Raw genomic sequence first — 19,760 nt, forward strand, 5'->3', positions numbered from 1 at the left:
TCAGGGTTTAGGGTTGAAGTGATTCTGAGACCACCACCACCGTGCGCTGATCGCCGATGCTGATCACCACTGTGATGGGCAGCATCGCCGCCGAATCGGCCGAGGTGACCAAGGCTTTTTGGCTGGCGTCGTAGCGGATCCACGCGGGCAAGGGTTGGTTGTTTGGCAAGGTCACATTCACGCTTGTGTTTTCACCAGAGGGTGTGGTGGCTGATGAGATCACCGCTTGTGGCAATGCAATCACCAAGGCTGTCGTCGTCACATTGGTCGATCCCTGGGGCAATATCACGGTGACCAAGCCAGCGGTTTGGGCCGTGGGCAGCGAGATGGTGTTGATGCGAATACCGGGGATGGCCTGGTTGGTCGAGGCTTCGCTCGCAGGCGCAGGCGCAGGCGCAGGTGCAGGCGCAGGTGCAGGTGCAGGTGCAGGTGCAGGTGCAGGTGCAGGTGCAGGTGCGGGTGCGGGTGCGGGTGCAGGTGCAGGTGGAGCGACAGTGGCGACTGGCAGACTCGGGGGCGGTGCCGCAGGGAAGCTCACCACCTCATCAGGAGAGGTCAGCTTGACCATGTTCATGGTGTTGCCACCATCTGACGCTTTGGGCACCGCATTCACGGCTTGCGTGATGACGTAATTGGCCATGTTGGCCACCCCAGCACCGGGACTGACCGCGATGGATTTGACGTAGTTATCGTCGTTGCGAGAGACATCTTTGTACGCCAGAGACAGCACGTCGATCTTTGGAATCGTCTCGCCATTTTGCAAACCGACCACGGTGAAATCTTTGGCGGCAATATCAGGCAGGTCGGTCTTGGCTTTGAACAATGTCTTGACGGCGATACCCAGGGGCGCTTTTTGGATGGTCGCCATTTGCGTACCACCCACCAAGGTGTAGTTGGGGTTGTCAAGGGTGAAGCTGGTGCTGGCGAATTGGTTGTAAACGCCCGCATTGGGACTGGCCACGGTGACGATACCTGCATTGATCGAGGGCGAAGCCTCGCTGCCAATCATGCCTGTCAATGCATAGAAGTTGCTGCTGTTGAGGGTGTTGTCAAAGCGGTTGTTGCCTTCGTATACCTTGGTCAAAGCCAAGTTCAAAGGGGCTGGCTTGACCTCTCCCACAGTGCCCGTGACGCTGTTGACAAAGGTGTAGCCGTACACGGGCTTGCCATCTTGTGTGGCCGTGAGCACCAAGCCCGTGACCTGCACATCTTTTTGAGCACCGACGTCTTTGGCCGTGGGCCCCGTGCCTGCGCTCACATACAAGCCGTTGGTCGGTTTGTTGAGCGTCAGCACATCTTCCGCCCCCGAGAGTTGTCGCACCCCGTTGACGTGAGCGTAGTTCCCATCCGTCAGATACGCATGGGTCGTACCGTCGTAGTTGCGCACCACCGTGCCCGTCAAGCTGGCCACAGCCACAGGGGCATAGGCGTAAAGCAAGCCATTGCCAGCGGGTACGTTTTGCAGCGTGTCACGACGCGCGTTGTAGTACACGTAGTTGTTGCTCAGTGTGTTGAGGCTGTCGCCAGAGGCGGCATCCACAAACGCGTTGGGGTTGGTGCTCCAGACTTGCCAGCGGTTCGCATTCGAGGTGCTCAGCGCGCTGGCACCGGCTTGGTTGATGAACCGTGAAGTCTCTAGCACCACGTCACCCCCTGTCGACGCCACGCTGCTGCCCAGTGCTACGGTGGTGGGTGCAGAGCTGATGAGCGTGATGTCCCCGGTGCTCTTGACGCCTGTGTACGTCACGCCACCGGTGGTCACACTGCCAATCGTCATGGGGGCGCTGTTGTTCAGGTCAATTGCTGCTGTGCTGTTGGCCGCAGCCAGGCGTGACACGGTGTTGCTGGTGTTGCCCAACACCACTGCCCCTGAGCCTGTCAGTGCCAAGCCGGCTTGGCTGGCATCTACCACGCCGCTGATGGTCAATTTCTGGCCCGACACATCCATGCGGCTGTCGGCGCTTAAAAGCACAGGCCCGGTCCAGCTGCTGTTGCCATTGGACGCACTCAAGGTGCCGCCTTGCAGTGTCAAGGGCTTGGCAGCCACCGTCACCGCTTGCAGATCCAGCACTGCGCCAGGGGCTACGCTGATGGGGGCGGTGTTGGCACCCAAAGCTTGGTCGTTGGAGATCGCCAAAGTTCCGGCCTTGACCTGGGTGGAGCCTGAGAAACTGTTGGCTTGGGTCAGCAGCAAGGTGCCGGCCCCTTCCTTGAACAGCTCACCCGAGCCCACCACGTGACCTGTGACACTGCCAGTCGTGGCCAGGTCGATGTGCGTGGGCGACTGCAACGCAACCGTGCCGCTGAATTGCAGGTCGTTCAAGGCTTTGATTGACACCGCAGACAGCGTCGATGCATTGCCAATCAGGGTGGTGGTCGCCGTGTTGGTAAAGCTCGACAGTGCTTGGTTCGCACCCACTGAGTTTTGAAGATTCAATGTGCTGTTTGCGCCGCTTGCGTTGACTGTCAACGCGCGTGGCGTGCTGTCGCTGTTGAGCGTGCCATTGAAAGTGATCAGGCCGTCAGCGCCTGAGCGGGTGATTTGCGTATTGGCACCCAAGGTCACGGAGCCGTTGTAGCTTTGGTTGCCAGACGTGTTGATAGTTCCGCCATTGAGTGACAAGCCTGATGCGGTCAAACTCAAATCGTTCAAATCGTGGATGCCACCTGCGGCACTGGCCAGCAAGATTTGGCTGTTGGTTCCTGCTGCGGACACCGTCAACGAGCGCGGCGTGTTGTCGCTGTCAATGGCGCTGTTGGCGGTGATCACGGCGTTGGGGCCGCTGGCCGAGAGGGTGGTGTCAGCACCCAAGGTGACCGGTCCGGTGTAGGTCTGGTTACCCGTGGTGTGGACGGTGTTGCTGTTCAAGGCAATCGCGCTGGCGCTGGTGTTCAAGCTGGCCAGTACAGCGGTGTTGCCCACCGTGCTGCTGACCACCACGCGGCCACCGCTGCCCGTTGCACTGAGGTTCAAAGCCCGCGCCGTGCTGTCGCTGTCAATGGCGCTGTTGGTGGTGATCACCGCATTGGCACCGCTAGCCAACAGGGTGGTGTCTGCGCCCAAGGTGACGGGGCCACTGTAGGACTGGTTGCCAGTGGTGTTGACGCTGCTGCCGTTCAAGGCAATCGCGCTGGCGCTGGTGTTCAGGCTGGCCAGTGCTGCGGTGTTGCCCAGCGTGCTACTGACCACCACGCGGCTACCGCTGCCTGTTGCTCTGAGGTTCAGCGCCCTTGCCGTGCTGTCGCTGTTGACCGTGCTGCCAATTGAGATCACCGCGTTGGCACCGCTTGACAACAAGATGGCATCGCTGCCCAGCGTCATGGCACCTGCATAGCTTTGATTGCCGGTAGAACTGACATTGGCGGCCAGACGCGTGGTGCCGCTGACGTTGACGCTGCTGACGTTGCTCACATCTCCGCCGAGGTTTGCGTTGCCGGTGACGTTCATGCTGTAGCCCGCACCCGCCAGGGTGGAGCCACTGGTGGTGATGACGTTGTTGCCGGTGAGTGCGGTGTCGGCACCCAGCGTCACAGCACCTGCATAGGTCTGGTTACCTGTGGTGTTGACGCTGCTGGCGTTCAAAGCAATCGCGCTGGCGCTGGTGTTCAAGCTGGCCAGTGCGGCGGTGTTGCCCACGGTGCTGCTGACCACCACGCGGCCATTACTGCCTGCTGCACTGAGGTTCAAAGCCCGTGCTGTGCTGTCGCTGTTGACGGTGTTGGTCAGCCAAATGATGGCGTTGCTACCGCTGGTTGAGACGGCGGCATCGCTGCCCAAAGTCACAGCCCCTGCATAGCTTTGGTTGCCCGTAGAGCTGACATTGGCGGCCAGACGCGTGGTGCCGCTGATGTCCAGCGTGGTGATGCCGCTGACATCGCCCGCGAGGTAGGCATTGCCTGTGACGTTCATGCGGTAGCCCGCACCTGCCACGGTGGAACCACTGGTGGTGATGACGTTGTTGCCGGTGAGTGCGGTGTCGGCACCCAGCGTCACAGCACCTGCATAGGTCTGGTTACCTGTGGTGTTGACGCTGCTGCCATTCAAGCCGATGTTGGCGGCGGTCAGGTTGAGGGCGGTCAGCGCGTTGTTGTTGCCCAGCGCAGCGTTGACCACGGCAGAGCCGTTGGCACCCGAGGCGTTGACGGTGAGCGCACGTGCCGTGCTGTCACTGTTGACGGCGCTGTTGGTGGTGATCACGGCGTTGGAGCCGCTGGCCGAGAGGGTGGTGTCTGCGCCTAAGGTGACGGGGCCGGTGTAGGTCTGGTTGCCTGTGGTGTTGACGGTGCTGCCGTTCAAGGCAATGGCGCTGGCGCTGACGTTGAGTGCTGTCAGCGCGTTGGTGTTGCCCAGCGCGCCATTCAAGACCGCCGAGCCATTGGCCCCCGAGGCATTGACGGTGAGGGCACGTGCGGTGCTGTCGCTGTTGACCGTGCTGGCGGTGGTGATCAAGGCATTGGTGCCGCTTGACAACAAGGCGGCATCGCTACCCAGCGTCATGGCACCTGCATAGCTTTGATTGCCGGTGGTGCTGACATTGGCCGCCAGACGCGTGGTGCCGCTGACGTTGATGCTGCTGACGTTGGTCACATCTCCGCCGAGGTTGGCGTTGCCTGTGACGTTCATGCGGTAGCCCGCACCTGCCACGGTGGAACCACTGGTGGTGATGACGTTGTTGCCGGTGAGTGCGGTGTCGGCACCCAGCGTCACAGCACCTGCATAGGTCTGGTTACCTGTGGTGTTGACGCTGCTGGCGTTCAAGCCGATGTTGGCGGCGGTCAGGTTGAGGGTAGCCAGAGCGTTGGTGTTGCCCAGCGCGGCGTTGACCACGGCAGAGCCGTTGGTACCCGAGGCGTTGACGGTGAGGGCGCGTGCGGTGCTGTCGCTGTTGACCGTGCTGCCGGTGGTGATCACCGCGTTGGCCCCGCTGGCCGAAAGCGTGGTGTCGGCGCCCAAGGTGACGGGGCCACTGTAGGACTGGTTGCCTGTGGTGTTGACGGTGCTGCCGTTCAAGGCAATCGCGCTGGCGCTGGTGTTCAAGCTAGCCAGTGCGGCGGTGTTCCCCAGTGCGCCATTGAAGACTGCGGAGCCATTGGCCCCCGAGGCATTGACGGTGAGGGCACGTGCGGTGCTGTCGCTGTTGACCGTGCTGGCGGTGGTGATCAAGGCATTGGTGCCGCTTGACAACAAGGTGGCATCGCTGCCCAGCGTCATGGCACCTGCATAGCTTTGATTGCCGGTAGAACTGACATTGGCCGCCAGACGCGTGGTGCCGCTGACGTTGACGCTGCTGACGTTGGTCACATCTCCGCCGAGGTTGGCGTTGCCTGTGACGTTCATGCGGTAGCCCGCACCTGCCACGGTGGAGCCGCTGGTGGTGATGACGTTGTTGCCGGTGAGTGCGGTGTCGGCACCCAGCGTCACAGCACCTGCATAGGTCTGGTTGCCTGTGGTGTTGACGCTGCTGGCGTTCAAGCCGATGTTGGCGGCGGTCAGGTTGAGGGTAGCCAGAGCGTTGGTGTTGCCCAGCGCGGCGTTGACCACGGCAGAGCCGTTGGTACCCGAGGCGTTGACGGTGAGGGCGCGTGCGGTGCTGTCGCTGTTGACCGTGCTGCCGGTGGTGATCACCGCGTTGGCACCGCTGGCCAACAAGGTGGCATCGCTGCCCAGCGTGATGGCACCCACATAGGTTTGGTTGCCGGTGGTGCTGACATTGGCGGCCAGACGCGTGGTGCCGCTGACGTTGACGCTGCTGACGTTGGTCACATCGCCCGCGAGGTTGGCGTTGCCTGTGACGTTCATGCGGTAGCCCGCACCTGCCACGGTGGAGCCACTGGTGGTGATGACGTTGTTGCCGGTGAGTGCGGTGTCGGCACCCAGCGTCACAGCACCTGCGTAGGTCTGGTTGCCTGTGGTGTTGACGCTGCCGCTGTTCAAGGCAATGGCGCTGGCGTTGGCGTTGACAGACGCCAGAGCGGCAGTGTTGCCCAGTGCGCCATTGAGCACTGCTGAGCCGTTGGTGCCCGAGGCGTTGAGGTTCAAAGCCCGTGCCGTGCTGTCGCTGTTGACGGGGCCGTTGGCGGTGATCACGGCGTTGGCGCCGCTGGCCGAGAGGGTGGTATCAGCACCCAGGGTGACAGCACCGGTGTAGCTCTGGTTGCCTGTGGTGTTGACGCTGCCGTTGTTCAAGGCAATCGTGCTAGCGTTGGCATTGACAGACGCCAGCGCAGCGGTGTTGCCCAGTGCGCCATTGAGCACCGCTGAGCCGTTGGTGCCCGAGGCGTTGACGTTCAAGGCACGTGCGGTGCTGTCGCTGTTGACCGTGCTGGCGGTGGTGATCAAGGCATTGGTGCCGCTTGACAACAAGGCGGCATCGCTGCCCAGCGTCATGGCACCTGCATAGCTTTGATTGCCGGTAGAACTGACATTGGCCGCCAGACGCGTGGTGCCGCTGACGTTGACGCTGCTGACGTTGGTCACATCTCCGCCGAGGTTGGCGTTGCCTGTGACGTTCATGCTGTAGCCCGCACCTGCCACGGTGGAGCCGCTGGTGGTGATGACGTTGTTGCCGGTGAGTGCGGTGTCGGCACCCAGCGTCACAGCACCTGCGTAGGTCTGGTTGCCTGTGGTGTTGACGCTGCCGCTGTTCAAGGCAATGGCGCTGGCGTTGGCGTTGACAGACGCCAGAGCGGCAGTGTTGCCCAGTGCGCCATTGAGCACTGCTGAGCCGTTGGTGCCCGAGGCGTTGAGGTTCAAAGCCCGTGCTGTGCTGTCGCTGTTGACGGTGTTGGTTAGCCAAATGATGGCGTTGCTACCGCTGGCCGATAGGTTGTTATCTGATCCCAGCGTGATGTTGCCGATGTAGGTCTGGTTGCCCGTGGTGTTGGCGCTGCTGCCATTGAGGGCGATGGCCGTGGTGTTGACGCTGAGGTTGGCCAAGGCCGCACTGTTGCCCACAGCACCCAACACCACCACACGCCCCGTGGCGTTGCTGGCGTTCAAGTTCAAGGCGCGCGCCGTGCCATCGCTGTTGACCGTGCCGTTGAGGGTGATCACGGCTGCCGCGTTGTTGGCCTGCATCTGGGTGTTGGCGCCCAGAGTGATGGACCCTCGGTACGACTGGTTCCCATTGGAGGTGATGCTCGCTCCGTTGAGTGCGATGTTGGTGGCATTGAGCGTCACGTTTGTCAGCGGCCCGGTGTTGCCCAAGGCACCGTTCAAGATCGTGCTGCCGCCTGGGGTGCTGAGGTTGATGCTCAGCCAATGTGCAGCCGCAGCGTTGCTGTTGACCGTGCGGTTGAGCTTGACAGTGGCCGTGGCATTGCTGGCATTGAGGTTGACATCGGTTTCCAGAACCACCGTGCCGTTGTAGGTTTGGTTGCCGCTGGAGCTGACGTTGCCGTTGAGGCTGCTGTTGCCCGTGACCCAGAGGTTGCCAAGGCCCGTGAAGTCGCCACCTGTGACCAAGTTGCCACTGTTGGCTGCGGCCACGTTGTTCACACTCAGGTTGTAGTTGCCACCCACCAAGGTGGCGTTGGTGGTGACCGTGGTGGCATTCATGGTGGTGTCTGCACCCAAGGTCAGCAAGGCGTTGTAAGTCTGCGCCTTGGTGCTCACAAAAGAGCCGCCCGTCAGGGTCACGCTGCTGTTGCCGTTGACGGTGATGTTGCCCGCGTTGCTCACGCCGTTGTCGGCATAGCTCAGCGGGGTGTCAAGGTTAAAGCTGCTGGCACGTGAGAACAGTTCCAGCGACGAGATGGTGGTCAAGTTGGTGGCAAAGCTGGCGCGCTTGGTGGTGCCGAGGGTGGTGTTGAGGTCGGTGTTCATGCCCGAGGCCGAACTGTTTTGCGTGCTCAAGCGTGTGATGCCCTGGACCACCTTGCCCATCACATTGGTGTTGGCGTCTTTGTAGAGGTAGGCGGTGTTGTCGGTGAGGATGCGGTCGGTATACGACATGCCTGCCACCGTGCTGTTGACGGTGCTGTTGCCGTCGAGCATCAACAAGGTGGCCAACTGCGTGGTGTTGAAAAAAGGCACGCTGAGGGTCACGTTGAAGGTGGCCCCTGCGGCAGAGCCACCGCCGCCACTGATGGTCACATTGGGAGCCGATGTGTAACCCGTTCCGGCGTTGGTGAGGGTGATGCTTTGCATCGTGTTGTTCGATGCATTGCGGGTCGACGTGGCGGTGGCACCCGACCCACCGCCACCGCTGATGCTGACCGTGCCGTTGTTGACGTAGTTGCTGCCGCCGCTGGTGACGGTGATGTTGGCAATCGTCTCAGGAATGGCCGAGTCGCTGAACAAGGTGTTGGTGCCCACCACGCTGTAGTAATAACCGTTGACCCCGGTAGACGCCGTGCCGCCGTTGAGCAAGGTGCCCGATGTGTATTGCCCCACCTGTGCGCGTTGCGCCACAGACCCATTGCTCAAGTAGGCATAGCCTTCAATGCCGCGTGCTTGTGTTGGGTAGAACACTTGCAGATAGGGGAAGAGGCCTGTGCTGGTGTTCCAGTTGGTATTCGAGCCATTGAAACCCACGGTGTTGCTGAGGGTGTCTTTGAACTGCGCAGTGGTCAAACCGGTGCCAAAGCCACCGCTGGCGGATTGGTTGGAGGTGTCGGTATTCCAATACAAATTGGACTTGGTCACGCGAAGCGCGGTGGCGTTGAAGTTGCCAAACACGCCCCCGATGTTGGCTGGGCTGGGGTTGCTGGCGGTGTTGAAGCTGGTCATGCCCGTGGCGTAGCCGTTGGTCAACGTGCCCCGGTCTGCGTAACCGATCAAGCCGCCCACGTTTTGCGTGCCGGTGACCGAGCCCATGGCGTAAAAGTCACTGATGCTGCCGATGAAGTTGGCATCCAGGTAACCGACAAAACCACCGACGCCTCCTGTGGTGGATGCGGTCGAGGTGTTGGTTTGCGTCACCGCACCGGTGGCATACGAGGTGTTGATCGTCGCACTGTTGGTGATGTAGGCCGCAAAGCCCCCGACCTTGCCCAAACCCGTGACCGAGCCCGCAGCGCGCGAGCTGGTGATGCTGCCGTTGTTCATCGTCCCAACAAAGCCGCCCACTCGGCTGCCACTGGCGGTCAACCCCGTGTCGCCTGCTGAGACCACGGTGTTGGCAAAAGAGGTTTGGATCGTGCCGCCGTTTTGGTAGCCTGCAAAACCGCCCACCGAGTAGGGGCCCACCACCGTGCCCCAAGCGCCTGAGTTGCTGATGGTGCCGCCATCTATCCATCCGACAAAGCCACCCAGATAGTCGTTTTGAGCGCTGGTGCTGGTGCTGCTGGTGGCGTTGCTGATGGTGCCGGAGTTTTGCCCCACAAAACCACCCACACGTTGCGTACCTCGGACGCCCACCAAGCTGGTGGGGTTGACCACGCTGATGGTGTCCGACGAGTAGCTGATGGTGCCCTGGTTCCACCCAGCAAAGCCACCCACGTAGTACGAGTTGCTGCTGTTGGCGGTGTAAACATAGCCCGTGGAAGACGAGGTGTTGATGGTGCCCACGTTGAAGCCCACCAAGCCACCTATGTAGTTGTTCGTGGCCGTGACGTTGCCCGAGCTGGTGCCAGAGTTGACCACCGAGTCATTGCGACCCACCAGACCGCCCACCTGCTGCCCACCGCTGACAGAGCCACTGGACGTGGGCGCTGTGAGCGTGCCGGAGTTGTAGCCTGCGAATCCACCGACGTAGGCACCTAGACCCGTGACGTTGCCCGTGGCGTAGGCGTTGGTGACGGTGCCGCCCCCTATATTGCCTGCCAGACCACCAACGTAGTTGGAGTTGCCAGTCACTTTGCCGGTGGCATAGGCGCTGTAGATGTTGCCGCCGTCTGTGCTGCCTACCAAGCCACCCACACGCTCGCCTGCGCCTGTGACATTGCCCGTTGCGTAGGAGGTGACAGAGCTGATGTTGTTGCCTAGCTGGTTGAAACGACCCGCGAGCCCGCCCACATAGGATGAGCTACCCGTGACATTGCCCGTGGCGTAGGACGCATCAATGTAGGTCGCATAGCCAGCCAGGCCTCCCACGTGATCGCTGGGACCGATCACATTGCCTGTGGCATACGTGGTACGTACCCAGTTACTAGCGTAGCCGACCAAGCCGCCCGTGTAGGAAGAGGTGCCTATGACATTGCCAGTTGAATACGAGTTGTCGATGGTGTTGTCTATGTGGCCAACCAATCCACCGGATTGGTTGCCACCTGTGACCAAGGCCCCGGTGTAATTCGAGTTGTTGATGCTGCCACCCATATAACCCGCCACGCCACCGGTGTAGGTGCCGCCTGTCACCGTGGCCGTGCTGTTGCCGTAGTTGATGGTGTTGCTGTAGCCCGTCAGGCCGCCCACATAGTCGGAGTTGGAGGTGACGTTGCCACTGCTGTAAGCGTAAGACAGGGTGTTGTCGTGGTGACCAATCAGCCCCCCTGTTTGTTGGCTGCCTTTGACCAAGCTGCCGATGTAGCGCACGTATTTGACGTCTGTGCCCGTGACATAGCCACCGATACCGCCGGTGTAGGTGTTGCCGGTGTAGCCGGGCACACCGGCGTTGGTCCAACCCGTGACCGTGCCGCTCATTTGGGCGTTGGTGATGTAGCCCGACGAGAACGAGCCCACCAAACCACCGGTGCGTTCCCCGTTGCTCTCGACATTGCTGGAGACAAAGGTGTTGTAGCTGGGGGTGCTGTTGACTGAGACGTTGACCCCCAGTTGGCCCATGGCCTCTCCGGCCAAACCACCGACGTAGTTAAAACCCTTGACCAAGCCGATGGTGTGGTTGCTGTTGCTGATTTCTGAGTAATTGGAGTTGAGGTAACCGACCAAGCCACCGGTGCGGTAAACCGAAATATTGGTTTTGGCCACGCTGGTCACAGCGCCCGTGCTGCTGCTGCTGGTGATGCGCCCGAACTGGATTTGCCCGGCCAGCCCGCCCACTGCGTTGACCCCTGTGACGTTGGCCGATGAGCTGATGTTGGTCAACTGCAAGGTCGTGGTGTTGTTGGTATTGCGCCCCCAGCCATAGCCCAACACGCCGCCTGCGTTGCTCCAGCTGTTGTTGTTTTCGCCTCGATCATCTTTGTCAAGGCCAATGATGTTGTAGTAGTTGTCAGTGCCCGTCACACTGCCCGAGGTATTCGCGTCGGTGATGTTGCGTTGCCAGTCCGAGCCTGCCACCAGCCCCAAGTTCATCATGCCGTTGATGCTGCCGCTCACGCTGAGGTTGGAGAGCGATAAATTGGCGCTGGCCTGGGTGCTGTTGTTGCGCAAATGGCCGATGAATCCTAGGTTGGATGTGTTTTGACTCAACGACAAATTGCTGATGATGGCGTTATTGCCACGCAGCTCACCCGCCACATAGGGCACATACAGGCCCGCAGGCAGGTTCAGGGCGGCGTCCAGGCTGAACTTCAGGGCGCTTTGGTCGGCATAGCCCAGATAGCTTTTGAGTTTGTCAACGCTGTCAATGCTGTAGTAGCCCCCTGACAGGGTGAAGCTGTTGGCATCGTTGGCGGGCCCGCTGGACAGCCCATCGAGTGCGCCAGCGTTGTACCAGGTGTTGAATTGGGGCCCATACAAGCCGCCGATGGTCAGCAGGCCGTTGGCGTCGGTCAGGAGCAAGCGGGTGGACGGGCTGTCAGGCGTGTAGGCACGGATGGTGATGCCCGCCATGTTGTAGTGGGAGTTGGTCACCTCTGCGCCGGGTGTGAGGTAACCGATCAGACCACCAAAGTTCGCGTCGGCGGTGATGTTGACACTGGCCGTGGTGTTGATGACTTGGCCATAGCTGCCCAGGCGGCCCATCAGGCCCCCCACGTCATAGCGGCCAGTGACGTTGCCCATGGCGTAGCTGTGGTTGCTCGCACTGCCATAGGCCGATGCAGAGGCTGTGCTGCTGTCGCCCAATGCGCCTTCGAAGTAGCCGATCAAGCCGCCCACATAGTCGCCCGTGGCGGTGATGTTGGTGGTGGCGTAGGAGCCTTGCACCACAGCACTGATGCAGTTGGCCACCCCAATCAATCCACCCACATAGGTGTTGCCTGAGACAGATGGGCCGATGTAACGGGAGTCTTTGATGGTGCTCGTTCCAGACACGGCACCAATGAGCCCACCCGTGTAATTGGCTCCAGTGACATTGCCTGAGGCGCTCCAATTACCTGAGGTGCTTGAGATGCTCACAGCTTGGCCTATCAGCCCGGCTGTGTACAGGTTATTTGACGTGACGTTGCCACTGGCGCTCAGGTTGGTTGCCGCATTGGCCGTGACGGACGCATGTGCGTAGTTGCCAACGGAGAGGTAGCCCATCAAGCCACCGCTTTGGTAGCCAGAGGCATTGATGTCCAGATTGGACGTGAGTTGGTTGACGGACGAACTGCCGACATAGCCCGCCACGCCACCCGTGTTGCCGCGCAAGTCTTGCCACTGGTCCCCGTCTACGCTGTACGACATGGTGCCGATGACCATGGCTTGGGATGCATTGGTGACCGAGGCCAAGCGTGTGGCGCTGACGTTGCCCATGGCACCGTTGCCAAAGTAGCCGATGAAGCCGCCCGTGTTGTCGAGCCCGCGCGTGGTGCCGCCCAAGATCGCACTCGAGTTGTACAACACGCCACCGTAGAGCGAGCCTATGGCCGTACCCACATAGTATTGGCCGTTGACGGCGTTGTAGTTGCCAACGCTTTCATAGGGAACGCTGGCGACTTGCAGGTCGCTGATCGTGCTCTTGTGCGCAAAGCCGAAGAAGCCCACGTTGGAGGTTGACGCGTTCCAGGAGAAGTTGCTTACTGCGAAACCATTGCCTTTGAATTCAGCCGCTGCAAAGTAGGGCACGAACTTGGTGGTGGCTGCCGCCACGTCCACGTTGGCGGTGAGTTTGAACTTGTAGGCGTTGGCGTTGCCACTGGTGTCGCCTTGTGCAAACCCCATCAGGTTGCTCAGGTCGTTTCTGGCGCCGATGGTGTTGCTGGAGTTGATGGTGTAGTAACCACCATCGCTGTCAAAGTAATTGCCAATGGTCAACGCGCGTGATGCCACGGTGCTCGCGTTGCTGCTCACCCAATCGCTGAATTGACCGCTGTACAAACCGCCGATGGTGAGCGTGGGGTTGCCGTTGATGAGCGAAGCGCTGACGTTGTAGTAGGTGTTGGACAGGTACGCACCTGGCTTTAAAAAGCCCACGATGCCGCCGTAGCTGTTGCTGCCGGTGACGTTGCCCGAAAAGTAGGCGTTGTTGATGCGCCCAGCGGTCATCTCGCCGACCAAACCGCCGACAAAATTGGAGCCAATGACGTTGGTGTTGCCACTGCCGCCCGCATAGGCGTTGTTGATGAGGACGTCGCTTCTGCGTTGCTCACCCACCAAGCCGCCCACATAGGTGCCGCCTGTGATGTTGGCGTTGGACACGTACGAGTCATTGATGGTGACACCATTGCGTGCCCAGCCGACCATGCCGCCTGTGGCACCTGTCGAGTTGATGGTGATGCGTGAGCTGGCGTTGCTGACGCTGGAGTTGGAGATGGTGATGCGCCCATCCACGTAACCCGCTAGGCCACCAACACCTAGATCACCGGTCCCACTGCTCACTGACGTGCCGCTGTAGCTTGAATTGTTGAGTGTTAAAGAGTTTCCCGCGTAACCAACCAGTCCACCTGTCGTTGCGTGGTTGGTGCTGCGCACCGTGCCGCTGGCCGAGACATTGGTCATCACCGTGTTGTCCCAGTTGTAGCCCACCAGACCACCCACATAGGCCCAATAGTTCAGCACATTGCCCGATGCACTGGCGTTGGTGATGGCTCCGGAATAGTGGTAGCCGATCAACCCGCCGACACTGGTGTAAGTCGACGTCAAGCAGCCCGTGACATTGCCTGAGGCAGAAGCGTTGGTGACCGCTCCCCAGTTGTAGCCGACCAGGCCGCCCACGTAGTTGCCGCTGCCGGTGACGTTGCCTGTGGAGTCGGAGTCGGAGAGCCCGTAGTTGTTCCACTTTTCGCCAAACAGACCTCCCACTGAGTTGCTGTTGCCATTGCTGATGATGGTGCTGTTGAGGTTGTGCACGTTGCTGGCCGTCATCAAGGTGCGTCCCGCAATGCCACCGGTTTGTGCAAAACCCGTCACGGGGTTGTTGACGACCCAAGCGTCGCGGATCGTGCCGCTTTCGGTGTAGCCCACGATACCGCCGGCTGCTGAGCCGCTGCCAGTGAGGTTCACCGACCCATTGGCCGCCATGATGCCGGTGATGTTGGCTCCGTTGGCATAGCCCGAGAGGGTGCCAAAGTAATTCATGTTGAGGCCGGTGACGTTGGCTTTTTCAAACCGGACGTCTTGCACCACGGCACCGCCGCCCAATTGGGAAAACATGCCCGAGAAGCTGGCGCCGTTGCTGCGGATGCTCAGGTTGGTGACGGTGTGCCCCAAGCCCGCCAAGCTGCCGGTGAAGCTGCCATTGCGAACGTAGGTGTAGGGGTAGGGGTTGCCGATGCCTGTGCCGTTGTCTTGTCCTGCCACGCCTGGCAGCAAAAAGCTGGTTGCATCTATGTCGGTGCGCAGTGCGTAATTGCCAGTGGCCAAAGAGGTGTTGAGCTCTGCCAGTGTGGTGATGAAGGTGTAATTTTTGAGGTTGGCGCTGTTGGTGCCGTCTTGTGTGGTGAAGGTCTGACCCGAGGCACCGCTGAATTGCAGGCGTCCAGCAAACCCACTGCTGCTCAGGCCAAAGCCGTAATAGCCCACGTTGTTGCCCCCACCCGTGGCTTGGCTGGTTTTGATGGCAATGCTGCTGTTGGCATTGTTGATGTAGACGGGGGCCAAGATGTTGACCGATGTCGTGCCGGACAAGGTCAGCGTGGCGCCATTGCTCCAATTGGTGTAAGTCGACGAGGCATTGTTGGCGATGGTGACGTTGCCGCCAAAGTAGCTTTGGTTACCGGTGATGCTGATGTTGGCGAGGCTGTCGAGGGTGATGTTGGCCGTGGCCCCTGTTTTGCCCACGCTCAATGCGCCCAAGCTGCCGCCGCCCGTGCTGAACAACAAGTCGGTGCTGGTGGTCACCGTGCTGTTAAAGCCGGTGGCGCCGGCTGCGGTGCTGTGCTCAATGGCCAAGGTGCCAGCACCGCTGATGCTGGCTTGTGCGGCAATCGCCCTGGGGTTGGCGACTGTCAAGGTCAGCGTTCCAGCGCTGATCGTGGTCGCACCCTGGGTGGCGTTGCCAAAGTGGGGGGTGGCATCGGTGATGGTCAGGTTGCCAGTGCCGCTTTTGGTGAAGGTGCCCGTGCTGGCCGCCACGGTGGCCAAGGTGACGTTTTGGCCATTGGTGTCAAACGCATAGGCCTGGCTGGCGCTGGTGTTGAAGCGCGACGAATAGTCCACTGTGTTGGTGGCGCTGAACTGCAAGGCCCCGCCCGTGAAAAAGATTTGCCCTGACGGACCTATGGCATTGGTCGCATTGTTTGCACTGGCGCTGGCGTGGTCCAGCCTGAGTTTGCCGCCTGCCAAGGTGGTGCTGCCGGTGTAGGTGTTGGCACCCGCCAAGCCCCAAGTGCCTGCGCCGTCTTTGACCAAACCGCCAAGGGTGGTGTTGAGCACGCTGTTGACGCTGCCGCCTGTGCCGCCGCCGAGAGTGAGCACATTGTTGCCACCCGCGATGCTGCTGCTGAGGGTGATGTTGCCGCTGTTGCCTGAAATGGTGGCAGCACCCGCCAAGGTGATGTTTTGGCTGAGTGCGACGGTGGACGTGTTGCTGTTGGCAATGGCACCCATGCCGCCCGATCCTGAACCACTGATGCTCAGGTTTTCTTGGGTGCTGAGGTTCAAGCCGTTGAGGTCGAGCGTGCCGCCACTGGTCACGAGGGTGCTACCCGCTGTGGTGCCCAGCGGCGTGTTGCCGCCAGTGCCCACAGACCCTAGTTTGAGCACGCCGGCGTTGATGTTGGTGTACCCCGTGAAGGTGCTGTTTCCAGAGACCGTCCAAGTGCCCGCGCCCGTTTTGTTGAGCTGGCCGCTTCCGGTTCCCAGCACACTGGCCAAGGTGCCGCCTTGTGCACCGTCCAAGGTCAGGTTCAAGCCCGCGCCAGTGATGGTGCCGGTGTTACTGAGGTTGATGGCCCCAGTACCCCCTGTGATGGTGGTGCTGGCACCCAAGGTGATCAGCCCCGAATAGGTGGCCGTGGATGCGCCGGTGTTTTTCAAGGCACCGTCATTGGCGACGCCTGTGCCGCTCAAGGTCAGAGCTTCGCTGGTGGCGAGGCTCCAACCGTTGAGGTCGAGCGCAGCGCCAGCAGCCACGATGGTGCCCGCAGCGTTGGTGCCCAAGGGGCTGTTGGCCCCAGAGCCAGCCGCCCCGAGTTGGATCGTGCCCGCGTTGATGTTGGTGACACCGCTGTAGCTGTTGGCCCCACTCAAGGTGGTGGTGCCGGTGCCTGCTTGCGTCAAGCTGCCTGAGCCCGCCAAGATGGCCGACACGGTGGCGGCATTGCCCACCGTGTTGTTGAAGGTGTAGCCCGTTGCGGTCAAAACGCCCGTGGTGCCAGTGATGCTGCCGCCCGTACTTCCAATGGTGACGGCCCCTGTGCTGATGCTGTTGCTGCCTAAATTCAGTGTGCCGCCGTTGACAGTGAGCGCTGCACTGCTGTTGCCCAAAGCGCTGGCACTTCCTACGTTCAAGGTGCCGCCAGTCACCGAGGTGCCGCCGCTGTAGGTGTTGGTGCCAGACAGTGTTTCGCTGCCCGCAGCCAGCGTCAGGCCACCCGTGCCGCCGATGACGCCTGCATAAGTGCCCGATGCATTGCTCAGCGTGAGGCTTTTGCTGCCAAGCACTACACCAGTGGTTGCAGAGGAGGTGCCTGTCAAAGAGACCAGGGTCGCCCCGCTGGTGGTGCCCGAAATATCCACAACACCAGCGCCGGAGCTTGCCACGCTCGACGAGCTGGCGATGCTGCCTGAGCCAGACAGCGCCAGCGTGCCGTTGCTGATGGTTGTGGTGCCGATGTAGCTGTTGGCACCCGTGAACTTCAACGTGCCCGTACCCGTTTTTGTGACGGATGCACCTTTCAAGCTGGAATAGTCGTTGATGATTCCAGACATCCATAAATTGTTGCTGACGTTAAAAGTCAGCGAGCCACTTGGGCCACTCACCAACGTTGCGGGTGCTGCAAATATGTTGTCGACAGTACCAATAGACGTGACGATCCTGGCCGCACGATCACTTCCGAATTTCATGGCATACGATGAACTGCTAGAACTTACTTGCGCAGCAACACCATTGCTTGAATCAAGCGTGATGTTTCCGAAATACGAAATACTGTCCTGGCTTGGATTGGAGTTATTGAATAACAACTGCCCACCGCCATACACGTAGACGGAGGTGTTGGATGAAGCGGAGAAAATACTTCCTCCATCGAATTGCAATACACCACCATTGACGGTGTAGGCCTTGCCTGCATTGGAGGATTCAAAGCCGAAATTGGATGCTATTTCCAACTTCCCAGAGTTCACGGTGGTGGTGCCGTTGTAGGTGTTATTTCCGTTCACCTTGGTTGCACCCGAACCCGATTGGATGAGTGCACCTGTGCCCGAGATCACACCCGAAGCGGTGAGGTTGCCGCTCTGCGCAAAAGTCAGCGTGCCGTTATTGCTCACCGCGTTTGCAAAGCTCGACCCCGTTGCCTGGTTGAGCATCAGCGTTGCGCCACTGGCCACGTCCACCGCGCTCGACGCATTGAGCGAGCCCGATGTGCCGTCGCCAACTTGCAGCATGCCGCCACTGACCGTGGTGTTGCCGGTGTAGGTGTTGCTGCCCGTGAGGGTCAAGATGCCGGTGCCGCTTTTGGTCAGGCTACCGCTGCCACTGAAAATACCTTCAAAATTTCTAGCGCCATTGCCTCCGCCGGTGCTCAAGTTCAAGTTCAGTGCATTGGCTCCGCTGTGACCGATGGTGACGCCCGCATCCACTTTGATACGGTTGATGGCGTCAAGCGTCAAGGTGGATGCGGCACCCGATGTTTTGATGATGTTGTCTTGCACATAGATGTTGCCAAGTTCAACCGTGCCATTGGTCGTCGTGTCTGTCGCGCTGGTGCTGATGGTGACATCTCCAGCATTCAAGGCCGTGACCAGCGTGCTTGCACCGATGCCACTGGTCGTTTGGGCGGCAGTGCCTGAACTGATGGTGAAGTCGGTGGGGTCGATCAGCCAAGTGCCTGACTTGCCTTTGGGGGCGAAGGTGGTGACGGTGGTGTTGTTTTGAATGACAACTTGAGACCCTGAGGTTTCAATGAATCCACCGTTGCCACCCAAATCTCCGCCCTTGGCTGAGAGCGTGCCGCCAATTTCAGCGCTGCTGTTGGCGTTGCTCAAATCGGCGATGGCCGTGATGGTTCCGCCTTGTCCTGTGCTGTTGGGGGCTGCATCGGCTTGCAGGGTGCCGGTGTTGACCACGCGTTGGCTGGCGGACAGTCGAATCACCCCTCCGTTGTCCACCAAGCCGGTGGCTTGTACGACACCTGAGTTTTTGACGATGCCGCTTTGCAGCTGGTTGGCGGCTTGTGCCGACAAAATGATCAGGCCACCCGGTGCTTGCACGGCTTGACGGTTTTCCACCAAGGCTGCGATGGTGGCAGGAGCCACCAAGATGTTGGTCAGTCGGTTTTGTTTGTCAAATTCGAGTTCAAACGTTTCACCCGCAGCCATGACCACAGTGCCGAGTTTGGCCACGACCAACCCGCTGTTGCGCACCTCCGGTGCCAGCAAGGCGATGTAGCCCGCCAGGCCTGCAGAGATGGCGCCTTCGTTGATGATTTTTCCGGTGGCCCCATCGCGGGTGTACTTCATGATGCCAGCCATGAAGTCGGTGTCGCTGATGCCGTGGGTGGTGGCGGTGAACGCGCTGGTATCGACCGACGCCGTGGGCGAGAAATACACGCCCGACGGGTTGGACATGATCACTTGCCCGTTGGCGTTGATTTGCCCATAGATTTGTGAAGCAGAGTTGCCCAAGATGCGGTTGAGCAAGACGCTGCTGCTGCTGGGCTGCGTGATGTTGACCTTGGCCTGTGAGCCCACATTGAAGCTTTGCCAGTTGATGGCGGCGCGCTGGCTGTTTTGCGTGATGGCCATGCTGCCACCAGACTGCGCGATGCTGGCGCTGCCAGCGCTGACTTGGCCGCCCATAGGCAACTGGGCAGGAGCCAGTGTTTGCGCGAAAGCAGCGCTCCAACACAAGCCTGCGCTCGCCAAAGCGGCCCACATCGTTTGCAACGCAAGGTCTAGGTTGCTTGCTGTCACTGCGCAAACGCGAGCGCGCGCCGTGCCTTTGCCGCAGGATTTGGCTACCTCTGCAACCGCGACAAAAGTCTGGGTGTTCTTATTCCAAAGGACGCGGTGGATCTTGTTCATGACTTACCGCCCCACCTTTTGCTGCCAGGCTTGCGTGGTTTTTGAGCGATCGCGTCTTGACCTTCGAGAATCGCGTCGACCCATCCATCGAAAAGGGTGCAATGCGCGAATCGCCGAAAAAATATAGAATCGCTGAAAATTCAGCAAAAGTGATTAAAATACCCATTAAATTCAGAATAATGAATTGAAATTAAAAATTAATTAAATTCATTATAAACAATAAAAATGATATTTTTATTGTTTAGATAGTTAAATATTCGAAAAGTAGCCTTCTAGCTCGGCGAATAGTTGAATAAAAAAAGCCGCTGCACGCGTGTGCTGTCTTCACGAAATATTCATGCAGTAATTCTTAGGCTGGGACGAGAACTTTGTT

General features: G+C 59.9%; 1 protein-coding gene. It reads right to left on the minus strand.

What is annotated here, in order from left to right; all coding sequences use genetic code 11:
• Positions 1 to 7: 7 nt before the first annotated feature.
• Complete coding sequence (locus B9Z41_RS16375) at positions 8 to 19,387, minus strand: autotransporter-associated beta strand repeat-containing protein (protein ID WP_100148156.1); 19,380 nt, start codon at positions 19,385 to 19,387, stop codon at positions 8 to 10.
• Positions 19,388 to 19,760 lie beyond the last annotated feature (373 nt).

It is taken from the genome of Limnohabitans sp. JirII-31 (assembly GCF_002778315.1).
GTDB lineage: Bacteria > Pseudomonadota > Gammaproteobacteria > Burkholderiales > Burkholderiaceae_C > Limnohabitans.